Genomic DNA, 19140 nt, shown 5'->3' on the forward strand with positions numbered 1-19140 from the left:
CGCCCCCCTCTGGCCTGCCGGCCATCTCCCCCTCAAAGGGGGAGATTACGCACTTAGCCGCCTTCGGCAATTGTTCCTCCTTGCGTCGCAACCGCTTGGCGGTTAGCAAGGCCGCGGTCGCACAGCGCCGCGCGCCTCATTGGCGCGCGAAGGATGCTGTGCAAAATCGAAACGCATTCTTTCTGGGACGGCTCTCCATGGCTTCGAAACATCTCTTCCTGCTTCCCGGCGACGGCATCGGCCCCGAGGCCATGGCCGAGGTCAAGAAGCTGATAGCGGCCATGAACGAGAAGCTCGGCAGCGGCTTCGCCACCGACGAGGGGCTGGTCGGCGGCTGCGCCTACGATGCACATGGTGCCGCGATTTCCGATGCCGACATGGAAAAGGCTGTTGCCGCCGACGCCGTGCTGTTCGGCGCCGTCGGCGGGCCGAAATGGGATGCCGTGCCTTACGAGGTTCGCCCCGAGGCCGGCCTGCTGCGCCTGCGCAAGGACATGGAGCTGTTTGCCAATCTCAGGCCCGCGATCTGCTATCCGGCGCTGGCGGCGTCCTCCTCGCTGAAGCAAGAGGTGGTCGAAGGCCTCGACATATTGATCGTGCGCGAACTGACCGGCGGCGTCTATTTCGGCGAGCCCAAGCAGATCATCGATCTCGGCAACGGCCAGAAGCGCGGCATCGACACCCAGGTCTACGACACGTTCGAGATCGAGCGCATTTCGGGCGTCGCCTTCGAATTGGCGCGCACGCGCAAGAACCATGTCACCTCGATGGAAAAGCGCAACGTCATGAAGTCCGGCGTGTTGTGGAACGAGGTCGTCACCCAGACCCACAAGGCCCGATATTCCGACGTCAAGCTCGACCACATGCTGGCCGATGCCGGCGGCATGCAACTGGTGCGCTGGCCCAAGCAGTTCGACGTCATCGTCACCGATAACCTGTTCGGCGACATGCTGTCAGATATCGCCGCCATGCTAACCGGCTCGATCGGCATGCTGCCTTCCGCCTCGCTCGGCGCGCCTGATGCCAAGACCAAGAAGCGCAAGGCGCTTTACGAGCCGGTGCACGGTTCGGCGCCCGATATCGCCGGCAAGGGCATCGCCAACCCGATCGCCATGATCGCTTCCTTCGCCATGTGCCTGCGCTATTCCTTCGCCATGGTCGATGAAGCCGACAAGCTCGAAGCGGCAATCGCCGCCGTGCTCGACGACGGGCTGCGCACCAAGGACATCCTCTCGGCTGGCATGACCGAGGTCGGCACCGTCGAGATGGGCGACGCGATCATCGCCAAGTTCCTGGGCTGACCCCCATGACGGTCGACGTCCGCTGGGCGACGGCCGGCGACGCGACGGCGCTCGCCACGATGCTGTGCGACATGGCGGTGCATTACCGGCAGCCGCCGCTCGACCACGAGCGCGCCTTGTCGGCGGCACGCAAATGGCTGGGCGAGGAAAGCCCGGCCTATCCGCATTTCGCGCTGGCTTTCGTCGGGGCCGAGATCAGCGGCCTGGCATCTGTGGCGATCGCGCATCCCGGCATCGACCTCGAGCGGCTATTGTTCCTCAAGGATCTGTTCGTGCGCGACAAGGCTCGCAACGCCGGCGTCGGCCGGGCGCTGGTCGGCTTTCTCGCCGACCATTGCCGGCGCCACGGCATCGGCCGCATCGACCTGACCACCGAGGACTGGAACGAAGGCGCGCTGCGCTTCTACGACCGGCTTGGCGCCGAACGCCACGGCCAGAAGATCTTTCTCAGGCTTTCGGGCGAGGCGCTGGGGGCGGTCAGACCCTGACGCCCGCCGGCACCGGTCCCCAAGGATTTTCGCCCAGCTGAGGCGGCATAAGCCCGAAGACTAGCACGGCGATGCCGCCAATGAGCGGGATGAAGCAAAGCAGGGCAAACCAGCCGCTCAGGCCGGCGTCATGCGCACGCCGTACGAGGAGCGCAATGCAAGGCAGGATCAATCCCGAAAAGAACACCAGTAGGGGTATGAACCCTATGAACCCCATCGGCGTCCTGTCCGCGTTGGTTTCGAAGCCGTTGATCGCCAGTTCAACAAGTATCCCGAAGCCGAAAAGCGCGAGCACCCCGAGGGTGTAGAATAGCCAGAAGGCCCAGAATTCCTTGCGGCGGGAACGTCCGGTGAAATTGCCATAATCCGCGATCACCGCGCGCCAGAAATAAGCCCACAGCCCCGTGGAGTAGGCGGGCCGGCTTCGGGCAGAACGGCTGGTCTGCCGTGGCTGACCGGTGGTTGACGACGATGCGGCCGAGGCCGTGGCGACAATGTTGTGCGCCGTGCCGTCGCCCGGCTGGAACTCGACAAGGGTACCCCTGCCGAGGGGCAGTTCCAGGCTGAAATCGATACGGGAAAAGATGTAGCGTTTGCCGTCGGTTCCGTTGATGTAGCCGTAGTCCTGGCCTTCGTCATAGTGGAACACCGTCCCGCGCATGCTCTGCCCCATTTCACATTGCGTCGCGAGACGCTACTTAAAGTTGCATGTAATTGCAATACGCACGCAAGACTACGTTCTGGCGCCCGCCGGCACCGGTCCCCACTGGTTCTCCCGGGCCTGGGTCGGGATGAGCGCGAAGACCAGGATGATCAGGCTGCCGATGGTGGGGATCAGGATCACCAGGAAAAGCCAGCCGGTCAGGCCGATATCGTGCAGACGACGCACGGTCATGCCGAGGCCAGGCAGAAAGGTCGCAAGTAGGAAAAGGCCGAACAGGCCAATCGTTACCGCCGGCATTTCAGCGTCGTCGAGATTGCCCATCGCGGCATCGGCGAAAATGCCGATGCCGGTCACTGCCAGCAGCGCGACGAACCAGAACAGGCAATAGGCCCAGTATTCCTTGCGGCGGGCGCGGCCGGTGAAGTTGAAATAATTCTCGGTGATGCCGCGCCAGAAATAACCCCACAGGCCGGGCTCGGCCGGCCCGGTGCTGGCGGCGCGGCCAAAATGCCGCGGCTGTGCGATTTGAGCAGCGGAAGAGACGGACGCACCGGTTCGCGCATGGGCGCCGGCGGCCACGCCGGTTGGAGGCGCGGATTGGGCGCCGGCCGGGAAGATGTCGCGCGCCTGGCCGCCGCCGGGCTGGAATTCAACGGCCGTGCCTCGGGCAATTGCGATTTCGCGGCGCAGATCCTCACGCGCGAAAGTATAGCGCTCACCATCCGCCCCGGTGATGAAGCCGAAGCCCTGGGTCTCGTCATAGTGAAGAACTTCGCCGCGCATGCCCCGATCCCCCGAACGCCCGACCAGACTGTTCAAAGTTCCGGCGGATCGCAAGGGGCAGCATGAAAATGCGACGGCTGGCGCGGCAGCCATCGTGACGGCATGGCAGGGAGATCTCAGCTCGGCCGCTTCTTCGCCTTCTTGGGTTTCGGCGGTCCGGCGTTGTCGAATTTCGGCTTGCCCGGCTTTTTCGCCCAGGGCTTCGCGTCAGATGCGGCGGGGCGCTGGTCGCCAGCCGGCGCGCGCTTCTCGAATTTGCGCTTCGGCGCGTTCGGGTCGAACGGCGCCTTGCCGCGATGCGGTTTCTTGTCCGGACCTGGCGGCTGGTAGCCGGCGCGCGACAGGTCCGGCATGCCGTCCAGCCGTTTCACCACGATGTTACCCTGCAATTTGCGGTCGGGACCAACGGCGGCGAAGAAACGGTCGGCCCAGTCGGCGGCGATCTGCACGAAGGTCTCTTCCGGCTGCATCTTGATGGCGCCGATCTCGCGCTTGGTGATGCTGCCGGTGCGGCACAGCATCGGAATCAGCCAGCGTGGCTCGGCATTCTGCCGGCGCCCGACCGACAGCGAAAACCAGACGCTGGCGCCGAAATCGTCGCGGCGGCTGGGCGCCTCGTCGCGGCGCGCGAAGTTTTCGCCCGCCGGTCTTTCACGCGACGGCGTGAACGGCGCGACGTCCATCAGATCCTCTGGCGCCGAGCGGCTCGAGCGGCACAGCCGCACGAAGGCGGCCGTCACCTGCTCGGCGCCGTGCTTGGCGAGAAGCGCGTCGATGAAGCCGCGTTCGTCGTCCTTCACCGGTTCATCGAAGGTGGGATCGGCAAGGATGCGCTCGTCATCGCGGCGGATCACGTCGTCGGCGGATGGCGGACTTGCCCATGTCGCGGTCAGCTTTGCGCTCGCCAGCAGGCGTTCGGTTCGCCTGCGGGCGCTGTTGGGCACGATCAGCGCGCTGACGCCCTTGCGACCCGCGCGTCCGGTGCGGCCGCTTCGGTGCAGCAGCGTTTCCGGGTTGGTCGGCAGGTCGGCATGGATGACCAGCTCCAGATTGGGCAGGTCGATGCCGCGCGCCGCGACGTCGGTGGCGATGCAGACCTTGGCGCGGCCATCGCGCATCGCCTGCAGCGCGTGGCTGCGTTCGTTCTGGCTGAGCTCGCCCGAGAGCGCGACGACTGAAAAATTGCGGTTGTTGAAGCGTGCGGTGAGATGGTTGACGGCGGCACGGGTGTTGCAGAACACCAGCGCGTTTTTCGCTTCGTAGAAACGCAGCACATTGATGATGGCGTTCTCGCGATCGGCCTGGGCGACGCTGAGCGCCCGGTATTCGATGTCGAGATGCTGCTTCTCCTCGCCGGCGGCCGAGATGCGCACGGCGTCACGTTGATAGCCCTGGGCGAGGGTTGCGATGGAGCGCGGCACGGTGGCCGAAAACATCAGCGTGCGGCGCTCGGCGGGGGCGGCGTCGAGGATGAATTCCAGGTCCTCGCGAAAACCGAGATCGAGCATCTCGTCGGCTTCGTCCAGCACCACCGCCTTCAGCGCCGACATGTCGAGCGAGTTTCGCGTGATGTGGTCGCGCAGCCGCCCGGGCGTGCCGACGACGATATGGGCGCCGCGTTCCAGCGCGCGCCGTTCGGTACGCATGTCCATGCCGCCGACGCAGGAGGCGACCGTGGCGCCGGTCAGCTCGTAGAGCCATTCCAGTTCGCGCGTCACCTGCAGCGCCAGCTCGCGCGTCGGCGCCACCGCCAGCGCCAGCGGGGCCGCGGCATGGGCAAAGCGGTCGGCGCCGCCCAGGAGCGTCGGCGCCATGGCAAGGCCGAAGGCCACCGTCTTGCCGGAGCCGGTCTGCGCCGACACCAGCGCGTCGGCCTGGCCAAGTTCCAGGACCGCCTTCTGCACCGGCGTCAGCTCGGCATAGCCGCGTTTTTCCAGCGCCTTTGCCAGCGCAGGAACAAGTGCTTCGAAGTTGGACATCTCACTCTTTCGGAATTCAGGGCTTGCGCTCATCATGGAGCACATACAGGGCTGGCGCAGCGCCAGCCAGACGATCTCGCCCGTTCGTACTTGCTGGCGCCGCTCTTGTACAGGGCAGGCGGCCCCGCCTTCCCTTCTCCCGCAAGGAGGGAAGGAAGAAACACCACTGATTGACTCCTGCCGCAAACCGCGTAAAAGCCCGCTTCGAACGGGATCGTTTTTTGATGCGCGGCCTTTTGATGGCTCTTCTTGCATTCGATGCCCCCAGCCGCAATGAGCATCATTGCGCCGGGCGTTTCGGCGCGTCCTCCCGTTCCAGCAAAGTAACGGCCAAAACCACCACCAAAACGGTGTGATTCCCTTGGCCTGACCACCCTCTCCCGGGTTCGGCCCGGGGGACGGAACCCGCACCTGGCCGGCGGGTTTTCTCCAACAACCAAGCGGAGAGGGATAGGAGATCTTTATGAGTTTCAAGGTTGCGGTAGTTGGCGCCACGGGCAATGTGGGCCGCGAAATGCTCAACATACTGGAAGAGCGCGGTTTTCCGGTCAGCGAAGTGGTGGCGCTTGCCTCGCGCCGCAGCCAGGGCACGGAAGTGTCGTTCGGCGACCGCACGCTGAAGGTCCGCGCACTCGACACCTACGACTTTTCCGACACCGACATCTGCATCATGTCGGCCGGCGGCAATGTCTCGAAGGAATGGTCACCCAAGATCGGCAAGCAGGGCTGCGTCGTCATCGACAATTCCTCGGCCTTCCGCTACGACGCCGACGTGCCGCTGATCGTCCCGGAAGTGAACCCGGATGCGATCTCGCTGTTCACCCGCAAGAACATCATCGCCAACCCGAACTGCTCGACGGCGCAGCTCGTCGTGGCGCTGAAGCCGCTGCATGACGCGGCCACCATCAAGCGCATCGTCGTGGCCACCTACCAGTCGGTGTCGGGCGCCGGCAAGGAAGGCATGGACGAGCTGTTCACGCAGACCCGCGCCGTGTTCGTCGCCGACCAGGTCGACGTCAAGAAGTTCACCAAGCGCATCGCCTTCAACGTGATCCCCCATATCGACGTTTTCCTCGATGACGGCTTCACCAAGGAAGAGTGGAAGATGGTCGCCGAGACCAAGAAGATGCTCGATCCCAAGATCAAGCTGACGGCGACCTGCGTGCGCGTGCCGGTGTTCATCGGCCATTCGGAAGCGGTCAACATCGAGTTCGAGAACCCGATCACCGCCGACGAGGCGCGCGACATCCTGCGCGAGGCGCCGGGCTGCCAGGTCTTGGACAAGCGCGAGGACGGCGGCTACATCACGCCGCTGGAATCGGCCGGCGAGGACGCCACCTTCATCTCGCGCATCCGCGAGGATTCGACCATCGACAACGGCCTGTCGATGTGGATCGTTTCCGACAATCTGCGCAAGGGCGCCGCCCTCAACGCAGTGCAGATCGCCGAACTGCTGGTCGAGCGCGGCCTGATCCAGCCGAAGAAGAAGGCAGCCTGACGGCTGTTTGGCTTTCGCTCGCGGGCCGCACCGCCGCTGCCGCGGCTGGCCCTCCGCGAGGGCGCCGGACGACCGGCGGCCCGCAGTCGCGGGCTCGGCCTTCGGCCGTTAGCTCACCTTCCCCCCGTCCTTATATGGGGAGAAGGTGCCGGCAGGCGGATGAGGGGGGCGCCGGCCTATGTCCGATTTTCCGCCGCCAGTTCCCGCAGCAACCTCATCGCTTCCTCGGCCCGGTCGACCGGCACGAACAGATGGTCATGATAGAAGGCGGAGACGGGATTGACGCCCATGCCGGCGGCGGCGAGGCGTGCGGTGATGGCGGCGAGGAAGCCGACGGCTTCCAGCGACGAATGGATGTTCAGCGTTATCATGCGGCAGCGGAAAACGGCTTCCAGTCCGGCTGCCTGCGCCTCGTCTTCGATCAGAATCAATGTCGTGCCTTCGCGTTCGCGAAACAGCATGACCGCTTCGAGTCCTTCCGGAACCGATACACCCGCCGGCAGCGTGGCGAAGACATGGATGCCGGCAATCAATTGCGGCGTCATCGACGCCAGCAATGTCTTCAGATCTGTCTCTCCGGCCATATTGCCTGCTCTTGGTCTGAGGGGCCACGCCCGCCGGCTCTTCATATACGCGACCGAAGCGCGCCGATAGCCACGCCGGCGCGCTGCACGGACAACCCGGCGAGAGAACTGCGCTGCGGCGTGAGAACATCAACGATTTCAAATGCTTGCCGGAGATCGGCATGGCCTTGGCAGGCGCGGCGAAGCACCGGCCTTTAATGTCTAGGGATCAAATCGGCCGCCTGGGAGTTAGGAACATGGCGGCGAGGACGGCGATCCCCGTGAGAGAGGAACGACAATGAAGAAAATCATGACCATTCTGGTGCTGACGGCAGCGCTTGGCGCCTGTTCGCAGACGGAAAAAGGCGCGGCCGTCGGCGGCCTGGGCGGAGCAGCGGTCGGCGCGGCGGTGGCGGGCGATCCCGTCCAGGGCGCCGTGGTCGGCGGCGCGGTCGGTGCCGTGGCCGGCGCGCTGATCGGGCGGGCCAGCGAACCGGGCCGCTGCCGTTATCGCGACAGCCGCGGCCATGTCTATGTCGATCGTTGCCCGAGCGGCTATTGAGCGGCAGCATCCGCACAATGAATTCGAAATAGAAAACGGCGGGCTAAGGGCCCGCCGTTTCGAAAAAGACGATCGGTGATCGATTACTCGGCCGTGGCGGGCTCCGCCTCGGCCGGCGCGGCCGCAGCCGCCGCGACGGCGGCAGCGGCGTCGTCCTGCGCCTTCTTCAGAAGCGCGGCGCGCTCCTGTGCCTTCTTGCCGGGCTCGGCCTTTTTCGGATTGGAACGGGCGTCGCGCTTGGCGAGGCCGGCCTCATCGAGGAAGCGCAGCACGCGGTCGGTCGGCTGGGCGCCGTGCGACAGCCAGTGCTTGACGCGCTCGGCGTCAACCTTGACGCGCTCGCCGTCCTTCGGCAGCAGCGGGTTCCACGAGCCGAGCGACTCGATGAAACGGCCGTCGCGCGGCGAGCGCGCGTCGGCGACGACGACGTGGTAGTAGGGACGCTTCTTCGAGCCCGCGCGGGCCAGTCTGATCTTCAGTGCCATTTCTTATCTCCTAAAAGCTCTGATTTCGTTGGTAGGGTTGCGGCTAAATCTTTGTCTTCAGCCGGTTTTCGTCACGCCGTTGGCAGCGGCGATCTGTTCGTGGTGGCGGATCACTTCGCGGACGACGAAGTTGAGGAATTTCTCCGCGAAATCCGGGTCGAGATGCGCATCGTCCGCGAGCTGGCGAAGACGGGCGATCTGCTGCTGCTCGCGCGCCGGATCGGCCGGCGGCAAGCCATGCTCGGCCTTGAGCAGGCCGACCGCCTTGGTGCAGCGGAAGCGCTCGGCCAGCATGTGGATGAGGGCGGCATCGATGTTGTCGATCGAAGCACGGTAGCCGGCCAGGATGGTGCGGGCGTCCGCCATGTCCTTTTCCTCGTTCATCGCGTCCTCACTTCTTCTTGCCGAGGCCAGGCAGGCCACCGCCGCCGAGACCGGGAAGCCCGGGAAGCTTCATGCCGCCGGGCAAGCCGGGCAGGCCACCGCCGCCGGGAAGGCCGCTGGGCAGGCCCTTCATGCCGGCGGCCTGCGCCTGCTTCTGCAAGGCTTCGAGCTGCTTGGGATCCATCTTGGAGAGGTCAGGCATGCCGCCCATGCCACCGGGCATCATGCCGCCGAGGCCCATCTTGGAGGCGAGCCCGCCCATCATGCCGCGCATCAGGCCGCCGCCTTTGCCCTTGCCGCCCATCGCCTTCATCATGTCGGCCATGCCGCGATGCATCTTCAAGAGCTTGTTGATCTCGGCCGCGTCGGTGCCGGAGCCGGCGGCGATGCGCTTCTTGCGCGAGTGCTTGAGAATGTCGGGGTTGGCGCGCTCGGCCTTGGTCATCGAGGAGATGATGGCGAGTTGGCGGCCGAACATCTTGTCGTCGAGACCGGCGGCGGCCATCTGGTCCTTCATCTTGCCCATGCCGGGCATCATGCCCATGATGCCGCCCATGCCGCCCATTTTCGACATCTGCTGAAGCTGCTGGGCGAGATCGTTCAGGTCGAACTTGCCCGACTGCATCTTTTTGGCCATCGCCGCCGCCTGCTCGGCATCGATGTTCTCGGCGGCTTTTTCGACAAGCGAAACGATGTCGCCCATGCCGAGAATGCGGTCGGCGATGCGCTTGGGATGAAATTCCTCCAGCCCGTCCATCTTCTCGCCGGTGCCGATCAGCTTGATCGGCTTGCCGGTGACGGCGCGCATCGAGAGCGCGGCGCCGCCACGGCCGTCGCCGTCCATGCGGGTCAGTACCAGCCCGGTGATGCCGACGCGCTCGTCGAAGCTCTTGGCGAGGTTGACGGCGTCCTGGCCGGTCAAGGAGTCGGCGACCAGCAGGATCTCGTGCGGGCCCGACACCTTCTTGATGTCGGCCATCTCGACCATCAGCGGCTCGTCGATATGGGTGCGGCCGGCAGTGTCGAGGATGACCACGTCGTGACCGCCGAGCCTGGCCGCTTGCACGGCGCGTTTGGCGATATCGACCGGGTTCTGGCCGGCCACGACAGGCAGCGTCGCCACCTTGACCTGCTCGCCGAGCTGGCGCAACTGCTCCTGCGCGGCGGGGCGCCGCGTGTCGAGCGAGGCCATCAGGACCTTCTTGTTCTGACGCTCGGTGAGCCGCTTGGCGATCTTGGCCGAGGTCGTCGTCTTGCCGGAACCCTGCAGGCCGACCATCATGACGACGACGGGCGCCGGTGCGTTGAGGTCGACGGCGACGCCTTCGGCGCCGAGCATGTCGACCAGCTCGTCATGCACGATCTTGACTACCATCTGGCCGGGCTTGATCGACTTCAGCACCGCCGCGCCGACCGCCTTCTCGCGCACCTTGTCGGTGAAGGAGCGCACCACTTCCAGCGCCACGTCGGCCTCGAGCAGCGCACGGCGCACCTCGCGGAGTGCCGCCGAGACATCCGCCTCCGACAGCGCGCCGCGGCCTGTCAGGCCGTTCAGGATGGAGCCAAGGCGCTCCTGAAGTGATTCAAACATTCTGTTTCCTTTTCCCTGGCAACCGGATGGTGCCCGAGAGGTAATGCGTTCGCGCCAAGTGTCCAAGTCTCGTGGCAAGCAAAAGCCAAAACCAAAAAGCACCCGGGGGCGCACAGCGCTGCCGGGTGTTGGCCTCCAGGATCTGTTTACAGCACTTGGCCTCAAAGAGGCTTCGGCGTCCTGGTCGGCTTGCTCGGAGGGATACTCGTCGCGGAATTCGGGGCTGTAGACAGGAAAACGGCCGCGGAGTCAAGACAAGGACCGTTCCGCCGGTCTCCCTGCGCAGCAATCAAGTCGCCTTCGTTGCGTCTGCAGGTTCGGCCGAGACGCTCAGCGGCGAGCGCGGATGCAAAAGCAGCAGTATCGTCAGCAGGCTGCAGGCGATGCCGATCGTGGCGATGAGGACCGCATCCGACGTCGCCCAGCCCGGCCCTTCGAGTGGTCTGGCGGTAAACAGGGCGAAGGAATTGTAGCTCTCCTGATGCGAGATCAGCAGGAAGCCGGTCAGATTGTTGCCGAGATGGGCGCCAAGGGCCGCGCCGAGGTTGCCGGTGGCATAGACGACAAGCGTCAGAAGCAGTGCAAAAGCGGCGATCGAGACCAGCACGCAGGCATTGATGGCGGCCGAGGCGCTCGCGCTCCAGTGCAGTGAGGTGAACAGCAGGCCCGGCAGCAGTGCCCAGACGAACGGGCTCCTGAACCGGTAGGCAAGACCGCGCAGCAGGTAGCCTCGGAACAGTACCTCTTCCGATGATGTCTGCAGAAAAGTGAGCGCGAGGATCGGGATCAGGAACAGCAGCCAGGACGACAGGGCGATCGAGCCGCGCGCGATCTCGGGCTGCATCAGGTAGAGCAGGACCTCGGACACGAGCGAAGTGACCAACACCGCGACCAGTCCCTTGACGAAACCCGAGCGCGAAATGCGACGGCTGTTGCCGAGGAGCGCCGACAGCTTCTCGCCATGCACCCAGCGCATGGCGATCCACAAGCCGATCCAGATGCCGGCGAAAGACGCGAGCGCGGTGAGAATGCCGATTGGCGACGCAAGGAAACCCTGCATGCCGCCGGCGGGCGCAGCCGCGCCTTGCGCTGTCCGCCAGGCGAAAAAGGCATAGGTGCCGCCCAGCAGCACGACCGCCGTCGACGCGGCCCAGAACAGGACGACGATCCCGGTCCCGAGAAGCAGGCGCGGCAGGGTCGTCTTTTCGTTGGCTGTGTTTCGATAGTGCTCGAAGACGGAAGGGTCCGATATCACGCTCTCTCGCAAGCTGGTGCTTCGCGTCGCATGATCTATGGGATCGGGCGGTTCTGCGCAATCATTCCTGTTGGGTACGCCCCGCCAGCCTTCGGCGCATTTGCGCCGCCCTCGCCTGCCTGCCGGCAGGCGAAAGGCATGCTCCGATGATTACCCCCGTGTCCTATCCGCCTCAACGCACCACATACACGATGCGCCGCGTCTGCGGGTCGATCAGCGCCGGCTGGCCGTTCACATAGACGTAGCGGTAATCGTAATCGGGGATCTCGCGCAGTTCGACACTCTCGGGCAATACGGCCCCGGTGACCACCTCGCCCTCAAGATAGACAGGGTCGACGCGATGCGTGTCGACATAGGTCCTGACTTCGGCGGGAGGCTGCGGGATGGCGTCCTCGACCGGCTCGCCGGCGATGATCGAGCCGGTGTAATCGGTGGAATAGCCCTCGGGCGGCGACACGACGGCGACGCTGGAGCCGAGCGGACGTCGCGTCAACACGACCCGGTTGCCGCCGAAATCAGCCGTCACATAGTCCGAATAGACCCAGCCCTGGCCACCGGCTTCGGCGATGGTGCACCATTTGCTGTTTTCGATGCAGCCATTGAGCGTCGCCGACTGGCCGGCGGCGAGCACGCCGATGACAGGATATTGCGGGCCCGGGCCAGCGCGGACGTTGAGATCGGTGATCGCGGAGACGGGGGTGTCGGCCATGGCGGCGCCCGAGAAGAGCGCGAGCATTCCGGCGACCGCGGGAAACAATACGGATTTCATGGTTTCTCTCCGTTTCATGGTCCCTCGGCAGCGAAAACGGGAGAGCGGCGCATGCGTTCCAGCTAAAATGTTGAAGCCAACTCACGATTTGTTCCCGTTTCTTGCGGCAGGCCGGTCAGAAGGTCGTGAACGAAGGCCAGTTTGCGCGCCGCGACATCCGAGATGACGAAGGGGTAGAGGTCGGGCAGACCCATGCAGCGATTGATGGAATTGGAGGCTTCCGACAGCACCAGCCAGCGCGACAGGATCTTTTCGAACGGTTCGGGAGCGGGTGTCGGTTCGGACGGCGCTGGTTGCAGCATGCCCCCGGTGTCGCCCTGGGGCAATTCGTTGGCTTCCACCGTCTCCAGCCGGCCGAGCGGGAAGTTCAGCGCATGGACCATTTCCAGCGTGTCGGTGATATGCAGGTGGTGGGCCCAGCTTTCGGCCCAATCCTCCCAGGGATGGGAGGTTGCATAGGGCGAGATGTGGCGTTGCTGCCAGTCGGGTGGGGCACCATTGGCATAGTGGTTCTTCAATGCCTGCTCGTAGCCGGTGCGCTCGTCGCCGAACAGCGCGCGGAAGGCGTCAAGCCTTTGCGGATCGTCGCGGATCAGCCGGTCCCAGTAGTAGTGGCCGAGCTCGTGGCGGAAATGGCCGAGCAAGGTGCGATAGTTCTCGCCCATCTCAACGCGCCGCCTTTCGCGCTCGGCGGAGTCGGCTTCGGCGACGTTGAGGGTGATCAGGCCATTGTCGTGGCCGGTCAGGATGCGCTCGCCGCCCGGGCCGCCGCCGATCGGATCGGCAAGAAAGTCGAAGGCAAGGCCGGCCTCGTCGGCGGGGTTCCGCTTGGGCGTCACCGGCAGTCCGAAAGCCAGCAGCGAATAGACCGCGCGCTTCTTCGCCGCCTCGACGCGTATCCAGCGGCGGCGGTTGCCGTCGACGGAGAGGTCCGGGATCAGCTGGTTGAGCGCGCAGGCGCGGCAGAAGGGCTGTCCCGGCTCGGCCATCCAGTTGCAGGCGCATTCGTCGGCGTTGGCGCATGGGGAGCCGCCGTCGGCACCGGACAGGGCAAAGCAGGCGCGCTGCGGATCATAGAGCACGGCACTGGAGCAGTTCAGGCACCGGGCGTTCTCGAAATAGAGACGATGGCCGCAATGAGGACAGTCGAAGAGTTTCATCTCGGTCTCGGACCAGGGAACAGGGGAAGGCGCGTCGTGCAAAACGCCGGCCGACAGACGTCGTTCCCGACTGTGACGTCATTGAGCAACATGGCGCAAGGATCGTCAGGCCATGGGTGGTTCTTGCCACAATATTTGCTTGATCGTAGGCAAATTCCCTTCCATTGGCCAGCTTGCGCGCGCGACAGTGACAAGTGCGCGTTTCACTGGCAAATTCCGGCCGGGACGTGATTCAGGCAACCAGGAGAGAACAACATGGCATTTCTTGCCAAAGGTAAGATGTTTGCAGCGGCCACTGTGGTGGCGATGCTTGCGCTGGCGACGGGCGCACAGGCGGCGGCCAGCTGTGGCAAGACCGGAGCCGGCTTCGATGCCTGGAAGCAGGACTTCGCAGCGGAGGCCAGGGCGGAGGGCGTGGGTTCGAGAGGACTGGCCGCCCTGGCCGGCGCGACCTACGCGACCAGGACCATTTCCGCGGACCGCGCCATCCACAAGGCTTTCAGCGGCTCGGTGGAAGCCTTCATGAAGCGCCGCGGCGGGGCGGCGATCATTTCCAGGGGCCGGGCGCTGAAGAAATCGAATGCGGCGCTGTTCGACAAGATCGAAAGGACCTACGGCGTCTCGCCGGGCGTGCTGCTTGCCATCTGGGGCATGGAGACGGGCTTCGGCGCCTCTATGGGCAACCAGAACACGGTGTCCGCCATTTTGACGCTTGCCTATGACTGCCGCCGTCCGGACTATTTTCAGCCGCATGCCATTGCGGCCCTGAAGCTGGTCGATCGCGGAACGTTGACCGCCTCGTCGGTCGGGGCCATGCATGGCGAGATCGGCCATACGCAGTTCCTGCCCGGAAATGTCCTGAAATATGGAGTGGGCAGCGGAAACCTGCGCGACAAGAGCACCGCGCTGGCTTCCACGGCCAACTTCCTCAAGGCGCATGGCTGGCAGGCCGGCGCGAGCGCTCAGGCGAATATGGGTGCAATTGCCGGCTGGAACTCGGCGAGTGTCTATCAACAGGCCATCGCCCGTATCGCCACCGCAATCGATGGCGAGTAATCGTTAGGGCAGTTCACCGTTTCACGGAGACGGCGAACCGCTCTATGTCTTTGTTTTTTGCGCGATTCCCAAGGGAAAGCGCTACGCGCTTTTCCCGGGAAAACCGTACACACTTTTCCTGGAATTGCTTTTCAGCAGAAAGCCCGGCCGCGTTGCCGGGTTTCCTGTTCGCTGACCGGTAGAGCGGTCAGTCCCGGCGGTTGCGCGCCGCCAAGGTCCGCAGCCTCAGCGCATTGAGGCGGATGAAGCCGGCGGCGTCCTTCTGGTCGTAGGCGCCGCGGTCGTCCTCGAAGGTCACCAGCGCGTCGGAATAGAGCGTCTTCTTCGACTTGCGGCCGGTAACGATGACATTGCCCTTGTAGAGCTTCAGACGCACCGTACCTTCGACATCCTCCTGGCTCTTGTCGATCATCGTCTGCAGCATCAGCCGCTCGGGCGCGAACCAGAAGCCGTTGTAGATGAGTTCGGCGTAGCGCGGCATGAACTCGTCCTTGAGGTGGGCAGCTCCCCTGTCGAGCGTGATCGATTCGATGGCTCGGTGGGCAGCGATAAGGATGGTGCCGCCGGGGGTCTCGTAGACGCCGCGCGACTTCATGCCGACGAAGCGGTTCTCGACGAGGTCGAGCCGGCCGATGCCGTTGTCGCGGCCGAGATCGTTGAGGGCGGCGAGCATGGTTGCCGGCGACAGCTTCTTGCCGTCGAGCGCGACCGGATCGCCCTTCAGGAACTCGATCTCGATCTCGGTGACCTTGTCCGGCGCGTCCATGGGCGAGACGGTGCGCTGATGGACGAATTCCGGCGGCTCGCTCCACGGGTCCTCAAGCACCTTGCCCTCGGAAGAGGAATGCAGGAGATTGGCGTCGACCGAGAACGGCGCGTCACCCTTCTTGTCCTTCGGCACCGGAATCTGGTGCTGCTCGGCGAAGTTGATGAGGTCGGTGCGCGACTTGAACGACCAGTCGCGCCAGGGCGCGATGACCTTGATATCGGGATTGAGCGCATAGGCCGAAAGCTCGAAGCGCACCTGGTCATTGCCCTTGCCGGTGGCGCCGTGGGCGATCGCGTCGGCGCCGGTCTCCTTTGCGATCTCGACGAGGTGTTTCGAGATCAGCGGCCGGGCGATCGAGGTGCCGAGCAGATAGGTGCCTTCGTAGACGGCGTTGGCGCGGAACATCGGGAAGACGAAGTCGGCAACGAATTCCTCGCGCACGTCGACGATGCGGATGTCCTTGATGCCCATCATCTCGGCCTTGCGGCGCGCCGGCTCCAATTCGCCGCCCTGGCCGAGGTCGGCGGTGAAGGTGACGACCTCGGCGCCGAGCTCGGTCTGCAGCCATTTCAGGATGATTGATGTGTCGAGGCCGCCGGAATAGGCGAGCACGACTTTCTTGACGTCTTTTGTTTTCGACATTTGCTGTTTCCGCGACAAGAGTTCTCGGCCGGCGAGGTATCACGCCGTTTCCGGTCACCGCAAGGGATGAACGGGGCAAGGCGCGGAGAAACAGGCATACGGGACAGCTGGATCATCCTTTCCGTCGCACAGCCGCTGGCAACGGCAGGCCCCGTTCATTATAGCTGCGTATCGAAAGTCAACGGGCCTACCATGTCCTTCATTCCCGACACCGCAACGCTGATCCAGTTCGCCATCGCCACGGTCATCCTGGCGATCACGCCGGGGCCGGACATGACGCTGTTCGTCTCGCGCACGCTGAGCCAGGGCCGCGCCGCAGGCTTCGCCTCGATGGCGGGGGCGCTGTGCGGCACGCTGATCCACACCACGCTGGTGGTGGTCGGCGTCTCGGCGCTGATCGTCGCCTCGCCGATGGCCTTCTTCGTGCTGAAGATCTTCGGCGCCGGCTATCTCGTCTTCCTGGCCTGGCAGGCGATCACCAAGGGTTCGGCCTTCTCGCCGGAGAAGAAGACGGGCCCGCAAATCTCGCTGTTCCGGAGCTGGATGGTGGGGCTGGGCGTCAACCTGCTCAACCCGAAGATCATCCTGTTCTTCATGACCTTCCTGCCGCAATTCGTCTCGGCGCATGATCCGCACGCGCCGGGAAAGCTGTTCTTCCTCGGCGCCATGTTCGTCGTGCTGTCGACCCCGGTGACGACACCGATGGTGCTAGCGGCGGAGAAATTCTCGGCGGCGATGAAGGCCAGCCCGCGCGTGACGCGGGTGGTCGACTATCTCTTCGCCGGCGTGTTTTCCGCGTTCGCGCTCAAAATCCTGACTGCCCAGGCGAAGTAGGATTTTGCTGTTCGCTGCTGATCTCTTCCGAACCGGAGGTCGGCAAAGCTCCCTGCTTACGCGGGCGCTCGGTTCGAGGTCAGGGTTCGGCTTTCCACCAGCTTCCGGCCCAGCGCCCGGCGCTGAGCCAATAGAAGATGCCCCCGACCATGCCGCCGCCGATGACGGCGGCCATGGCGCGCGGCTCGGTGACGGCGAATGGCGTATCGCCCATCTGGTCGGCGAAGCCGAGGAAGACGGCGGCGACGATCGCACCGGCCAGCGCATAGAACAGCCAATCGCGCCGGCCGAGAATCTCGGCGATCAGAATCACGAGGGCCGCCGGCATGAAGGCGAAATAGGCGGCAAACAGCGCGACGAAGGGGATCGAGAAATAGAGCGAGGCGGTCGCCGCCGGCTCCGCATGCGCCGGCGTGTAGCCGAGGGAGGCCAGGAACAGGACATTGAGGAACGCGCTGGCCGCCAGCGCGGCGACGGCATAGCCGAACAGGATGACGGCAAGGCGCACGATATAGGCGACGAGACGGGTCATTGCTGATCCCGGCGTAAGGGATGGCCGGACTTGCGCCCGGCCAGAAACCAGTAGACCGAACCGGCGGCAATGCCGGCGGTGGCCAGGAACCCGAGAAAGCCCGGGTTGAAAACAAACCCTCCGGCCGAGCCCGGGACAAGAACCCCGAATGCGATGGACGTGATCGCGCCCGTGGCCGCGAAGTAGAACCACCCCCGAAGCGACAAGCGTTCGGCCATGAAGATCGCGGGGCCGACGATCAACAGCGCGCAGACCGCCACTGTCACTACCGCGAGCGGGAAGGAAACCAGCCAGTCGAACGCGAAAACGATGGACCAGTTGCCATATTCGAGCCCTTCCAGAAGAGCGATCAGCAGCACAGGCACGAGGATCGAGGTCAGCACGGCGGCGATATAGCCGACTGCTATGGTGACGAAGCGCTTGAGCCCGGCGACGAGACGCCTCACGCCTCGCCGTGCCCCGCGATCATCATGGCTTCCAGCGCCAGCCGGTCGACTTTGCGCATGCGCTCCGATTCCGACTTGAGCTGGCCGCAGGCGGCAAGGATATCGCGGCCGCGCGGCGTGCGGATCGGCGACGCATAGCCGGCGTTATTTATGTAGTCGGCGAATTTCTCGATCGTCTCCCAGTCCGAGCACTGGTAGTTGGTGCCGGGCCAGGGGTTGAACGGGATCAGGTTGATCTTGGCCGGAATGCCCCTGAGCAGCTTGACCAGCGCCTTGGCATCGTCGAGGGAATCGTTGACGTCCTTCAGCATCACATATTCGAAGGTGATGCGCCTGGCGTTCGACAGGCCGGGATAGGCGCGGCAGGCGGCGATCAGCTCCTTGAGCGGATATTTCTTGTTGATCGGCACCAGAAGGTCGCGCAGATCGTCATTGGTGGCGTGCAGCGAGATGGCGAGCATGACGCCGATCTCCTCGCCGGTGCGGAAAATCTCCGGCACCACGCCTGAGGTCGACAGGGTAATGCGGCGCTTCGACAGCGAAAGGCCGTCGCCGTCGGAAGCAATCAGCAGCGCCTTCTTGACCGCCTCGAAATTGTAGAGCGGCTCGCCCATACCCATCATGACGATGTTGGACACTTTGCGGCCCTCGGCCGGCACGATGGCGCCGTCGGGCGTGTCGCGGTCGGGGAAATCGCCGAGCCGGTCGCGCGCGGTGAGCAACTGGGCGAGGATTTCCTCGGCAGTCAGGTTGCGCACCAGCTTCTGCGTGCCCGTGTGGCAGAAGGAGCAGGTCAGCGTGCAGCCGACCTGCGAGGAGATGCAGAGCGTGCCGCGGCCTTCCTCGGGGATGTAGACGGTCTCGATCTCGACCGGGCGGCCGGCGCCGCGCGGCGGGAAGCGGAACAGCCATTTGCGCGTGCCGTCGGCGGAGACCTGCTCCTCGACGATCTCGGGCCGCGCCACGGTGAAATGCTTGTCGAGTTCGGCGCGAAGATCCTTGGAGATGTTGAACATGCCGGCGAAATCGGAGACGCCGCGCACATACATCCAGTGCCAGAGCTGCTGTGCACGCATTTTTGCCTGGCGCTCCGGCACGATGCCGGACGCGACGAGCGCCTCGCCCAGTTCGGCGCGCGTCAGGCCGATCAGCGACGGCTTTTCCGGCTGTATCGCGCGGGCGCGCAACGCGTCGCGGGCGCCTTCGGCGGTGAGGTCGAATGAAAGGGTCATGGTTGCACTGATATAAGCGGTTTGCTGCCGATTTCATCCATCGGCCGGATATGAAGCGCGGCCCATAGCACAGCTTGGCGGCGGAGTCATGCGATGGCGAGGCGATCCGTGTGCCGACCGATTGACAGATGCGCCGGCCGGTCAGAC

General features: G+C 64.6%; 21 protein-coding genes. 7 read left to right on the plus strand and 14 right to left on the minus strand.

The features are described 5' to 3' along the window. Window positions 1–197 precede the first annotated feature (197 nt). Window positions 198–1301 carry a 3-isopropylmalate dehydrogenase gene (gene leuB / locus FJ949_RS02555; protein ID WP_140492129.1) on the plus strand — a complete coding sequence of 368 codons (1104 nt, stop codon included), beginning with the start codon at window positions 198–200 and terminating at the stop codon, window positions 1299–1301. A gap of 5 nt (window positions 1302–1306) precedes the next feature. Next, a complete protein-coding gene (locus tag FJ949_RS02560; protein ID WP_140492132.1) occupies window positions 1307–1789 on the plus strand; it encodes a GNAT family N-acetyltransferase in 483 nt (160 codons plus the stop codon). Here FJ949_RS02560 and FJ949_RS02565 read toward each other — a convergent pair. From FJ949_RS02565 to FJ949_RS02575, 3 genes are all read right to left on the minus strand, one after another. Beyond that, on the minus strand, window positions 1779–2450 hold the full coding sequence (locus tag FJ949_RS02565; RefSeq protein WP_140492135.1) for a DUF805 domain-containing protein: 672 nt from the start codon (window positions 2448–2450) through the stop codon (window positions 1779–1781). The genes FJ949_RS02560 and FJ949_RS02565 overlap by 11 nt on opposite strands. Window positions 2451–2522: 72 nt before the next feature. Then, complete coding sequence (locus FJ949_RS02570; protein ID WP_140492138.1) at window positions 2523–3236, minus strand: DUF805 domain-containing protein; 714 nt, start codon at window positions 3234–3236, stop codon at window positions 2523–2525. A gap of 116 nt (window positions 3237–3352) precedes the next feature. Further along, window positions 3353–5215 carry a DEAD/DEAH box helicase gene (locus FJ949_RS02575; RefSeq protein WP_140492141.1) on the minus strand — a complete coding sequence of 621 codons (1863 nt, stop codon included), beginning with the start codon at window positions 5213–5215 and terminating at the stop codon, window positions 3353–3355. A 170-nt stretch (window positions 5216–5385) separates the two neighbouring features. Between FJ949_RS02575 and FJ949_RS02580 the strand changes: the two genes are divergently transcribed. Further along, complete coding sequence (locus tag FJ949_RS02580) at window positions 5386–5571, plus strand: hypothetical protein (RefSeq protein ID WP_140492144.1); 186 nt, start codon at window positions 5386–5388, stop codon at window positions 5569–5571. Between the two features lie 107 nt (window positions 5572–5678). Next, complete coding sequence (locus FJ949_RS02585) at window positions 5679–6713, plus strand: aspartate-semialdehyde dehydrogenase (RefSeq protein WP_140492147.1); 1035 nt, start codon at window positions 5679–5681, stop codon at window positions 6711–6713. Window positions 6714–6889: 176 nt separating this feature from the next. Here the strand turns inward: FJ949_RS02585 and FJ949_RS02590 are convergent, their stop codons facing one another. Next, window positions 6890–7297, minus strand: coding sequence for an ACT domain-containing protein (locus tag FJ949_RS02590; RefSeq protein WP_140492150.1), 408 nt, complete (start codon window positions 7295–7297; stop codon window positions 6890–6892). A 277-nt stretch (window positions 7298–7574) separates the two neighbouring features. Between FJ949_RS02590 and FJ949_RS02595 the strand changes: the two genes are divergently transcribed. Next, complete coding sequence (locus tag FJ949_RS02595; protein WP_140492153.1) at window positions 7575–7838, plus strand: glycine zipper domain-containing protein; 264 nt, start codon at window positions 7575–7577, stop codon at window positions 7836–7838. Between the two features lie 83 nt (window positions 7839–7921). On the opposite strand, the gene rpsP is transcribed toward FJ949_RS02595, so the two are convergent. The 6 genes from rpsP to FJ949_RS02625 form a co-directional block, all read right to left on the minus strand. Next, complete coding sequence (gene rpsP / locus FJ949_RS02600; protein WP_140492156.1) at window positions 7922–8323, minus strand: 30S ribosomal protein S16; 402 nt, start codon at window positions 8321–8323, stop codon at window positions 7922–7924. Window positions 8324–8380: 57 nt separating this feature from the next. Continuing rightward, window positions 8381–8707, minus strand: coding sequence for a chorismate mutase (locus FJ949_RS02605; protein WP_140492160.1), 327 nt, complete (start codon window positions 8705–8707; stop codon window positions 8381–8383). A gap of 7 nt (window positions 8708–8714) precedes the next feature. Next, window positions 8715–10298: a signal recognition particle protein gene (gene ffh / locus FJ949_RS02610; protein WP_140492163.1), complete on the minus strand. Its 1584-nt coding sequence runs from the start codon at window positions 10296–10298 to the stop codon at window positions 8715–8717. A 289-nt stretch (window positions 10299–10587) separates the two neighbouring features. Beyond that, complete coding sequence (locus FJ949_RS02615) at window positions 10588–11553, minus strand: type II CAAX endopeptidase family protein (protein ID WP_140492166.1); 966 nt, start codon at window positions 11551–11553, stop codon at window positions 10588–10590. A 172-nt stretch (window positions 11554–11725) separates the two neighbouring features. Next, window positions 11726–12322 carry a DUF1236 domain-containing protein gene (locus FJ949_RS02620; protein WP_140492169.1) on the minus strand — a complete coding sequence of 199 codons (597 nt, stop codon included), beginning with the start codon at window positions 12320–12322 and terminating at the stop codon, window positions 11726–11728. Between the two features lie 62 nt (window positions 12323–12384). Then, window positions 12385–13482 (minus strand): putative zinc-binding metallopeptidase, encoded by a 1098-nt coding sequence (locus tag FJ949_RS02625; protein WP_140492172.1) that lies wholly within the window; start codon window positions 13480–13482, stop codon window positions 12385–12387. Window positions 13483–13737: 255 nt separating this feature from the next. Here FJ949_RS02625 and FJ949_RS02630 point away from each other — a divergent pair, with 255 nt between their 5' ends. Next, window positions 13738–14538, plus strand: a complete 801-nt coding sequence (locus FJ949_RS02630; RefSeq protein WP_140492175.1) for a lytic transglycosylase domain-containing protein — start codon at window positions 13738–13740, stop codon at window positions 14536–14538. A gap of 187 nt (window positions 14539–14725) precedes the next feature. Here FJ949_RS02630 and FJ949_RS02635 read toward each other — a convergent pair whose 3' ends face one another. After that, the gene (locus FJ949_RS02635) at window positions 14726–15949 is read right to left on the minus strand and encodes an argininosuccinate synthase (protein ID WP_140492178.1); all 1224 of its coding nucleotides are present in this window, start codon (window positions 15947–15949) and stop codon (window positions 14726–14728) included. Between the two features lie 192 nt (window positions 15950–16141). On the opposite strand from FJ949_RS02635, the gene FJ949_RS02640 reads away from it, so the two are divergent. Next, on the plus strand, window positions 16142–16783 hold the full coding sequence (locus FJ949_RS02640; protein WP_140492181.1) for a LysE family translocator: 642 nt from the start codon (window positions 16142–16144) through the stop codon (window positions 16781–16783). A gap of 79 nt (window positions 16784–16862) precedes the next feature. Here the strand turns inward: FJ949_RS02640 and FJ949_RS02645 are convergent, their stop codons facing one another. Genes FJ949_RS02645 through rlmN form a run of 3 tightly spaced genes read right to left on the minus strand, consistent with a single transcriptional unit; the run spans window position 16863 to window position 18993 of the window. Continuing rightward, window positions 16863–17315: a hypothetical protein gene (locus FJ949_RS02645; RefSeq protein ID WP_140492184.1), complete on the minus strand. Its 453-nt coding sequence runs from the start codon at window positions 17313–17315 to the stop codon at window positions 16863–16865. After that, a complete protein-coding gene (locus FJ949_RS02650; protein ID WP_140492187.1) occupies window positions 17312–17761 on the minus strand; it encodes a hypothetical protein in 450 nt (149 codons plus the stop codon). Before FJ949_RS02650 ends, FJ949_RS02645 begins: the two co-directional genes overlap by 4 nt. After that, window positions 17758–18993, minus strand: a complete 1236-nt coding sequence (gene rlmN / locus FJ949_RS02655) for a 23S rRNA (adenine(2503)-C(2))-methyltransferase RlmN (RefSeq protein ID WP_140492190.1) — start codon at window positions 18991–18993, stop codon at window positions 17758–17760. Before rlmN ends, FJ949_RS02650 begins: the two co-directional genes overlap by 4 nt. Window positions 18994–19140: the final 147 nt, after the last annotated feature.

The sequence above is a fragment of the Mesorhizobium sp. B2-4-1 genome, assembly GCF_006442185.1.
Classification (GTDB): domain Bacteria; phylum Pseudomonadota; class Alphaproteobacteria; order Rhizobiales; family Rhizobiaceae; genus Mesorhizobium.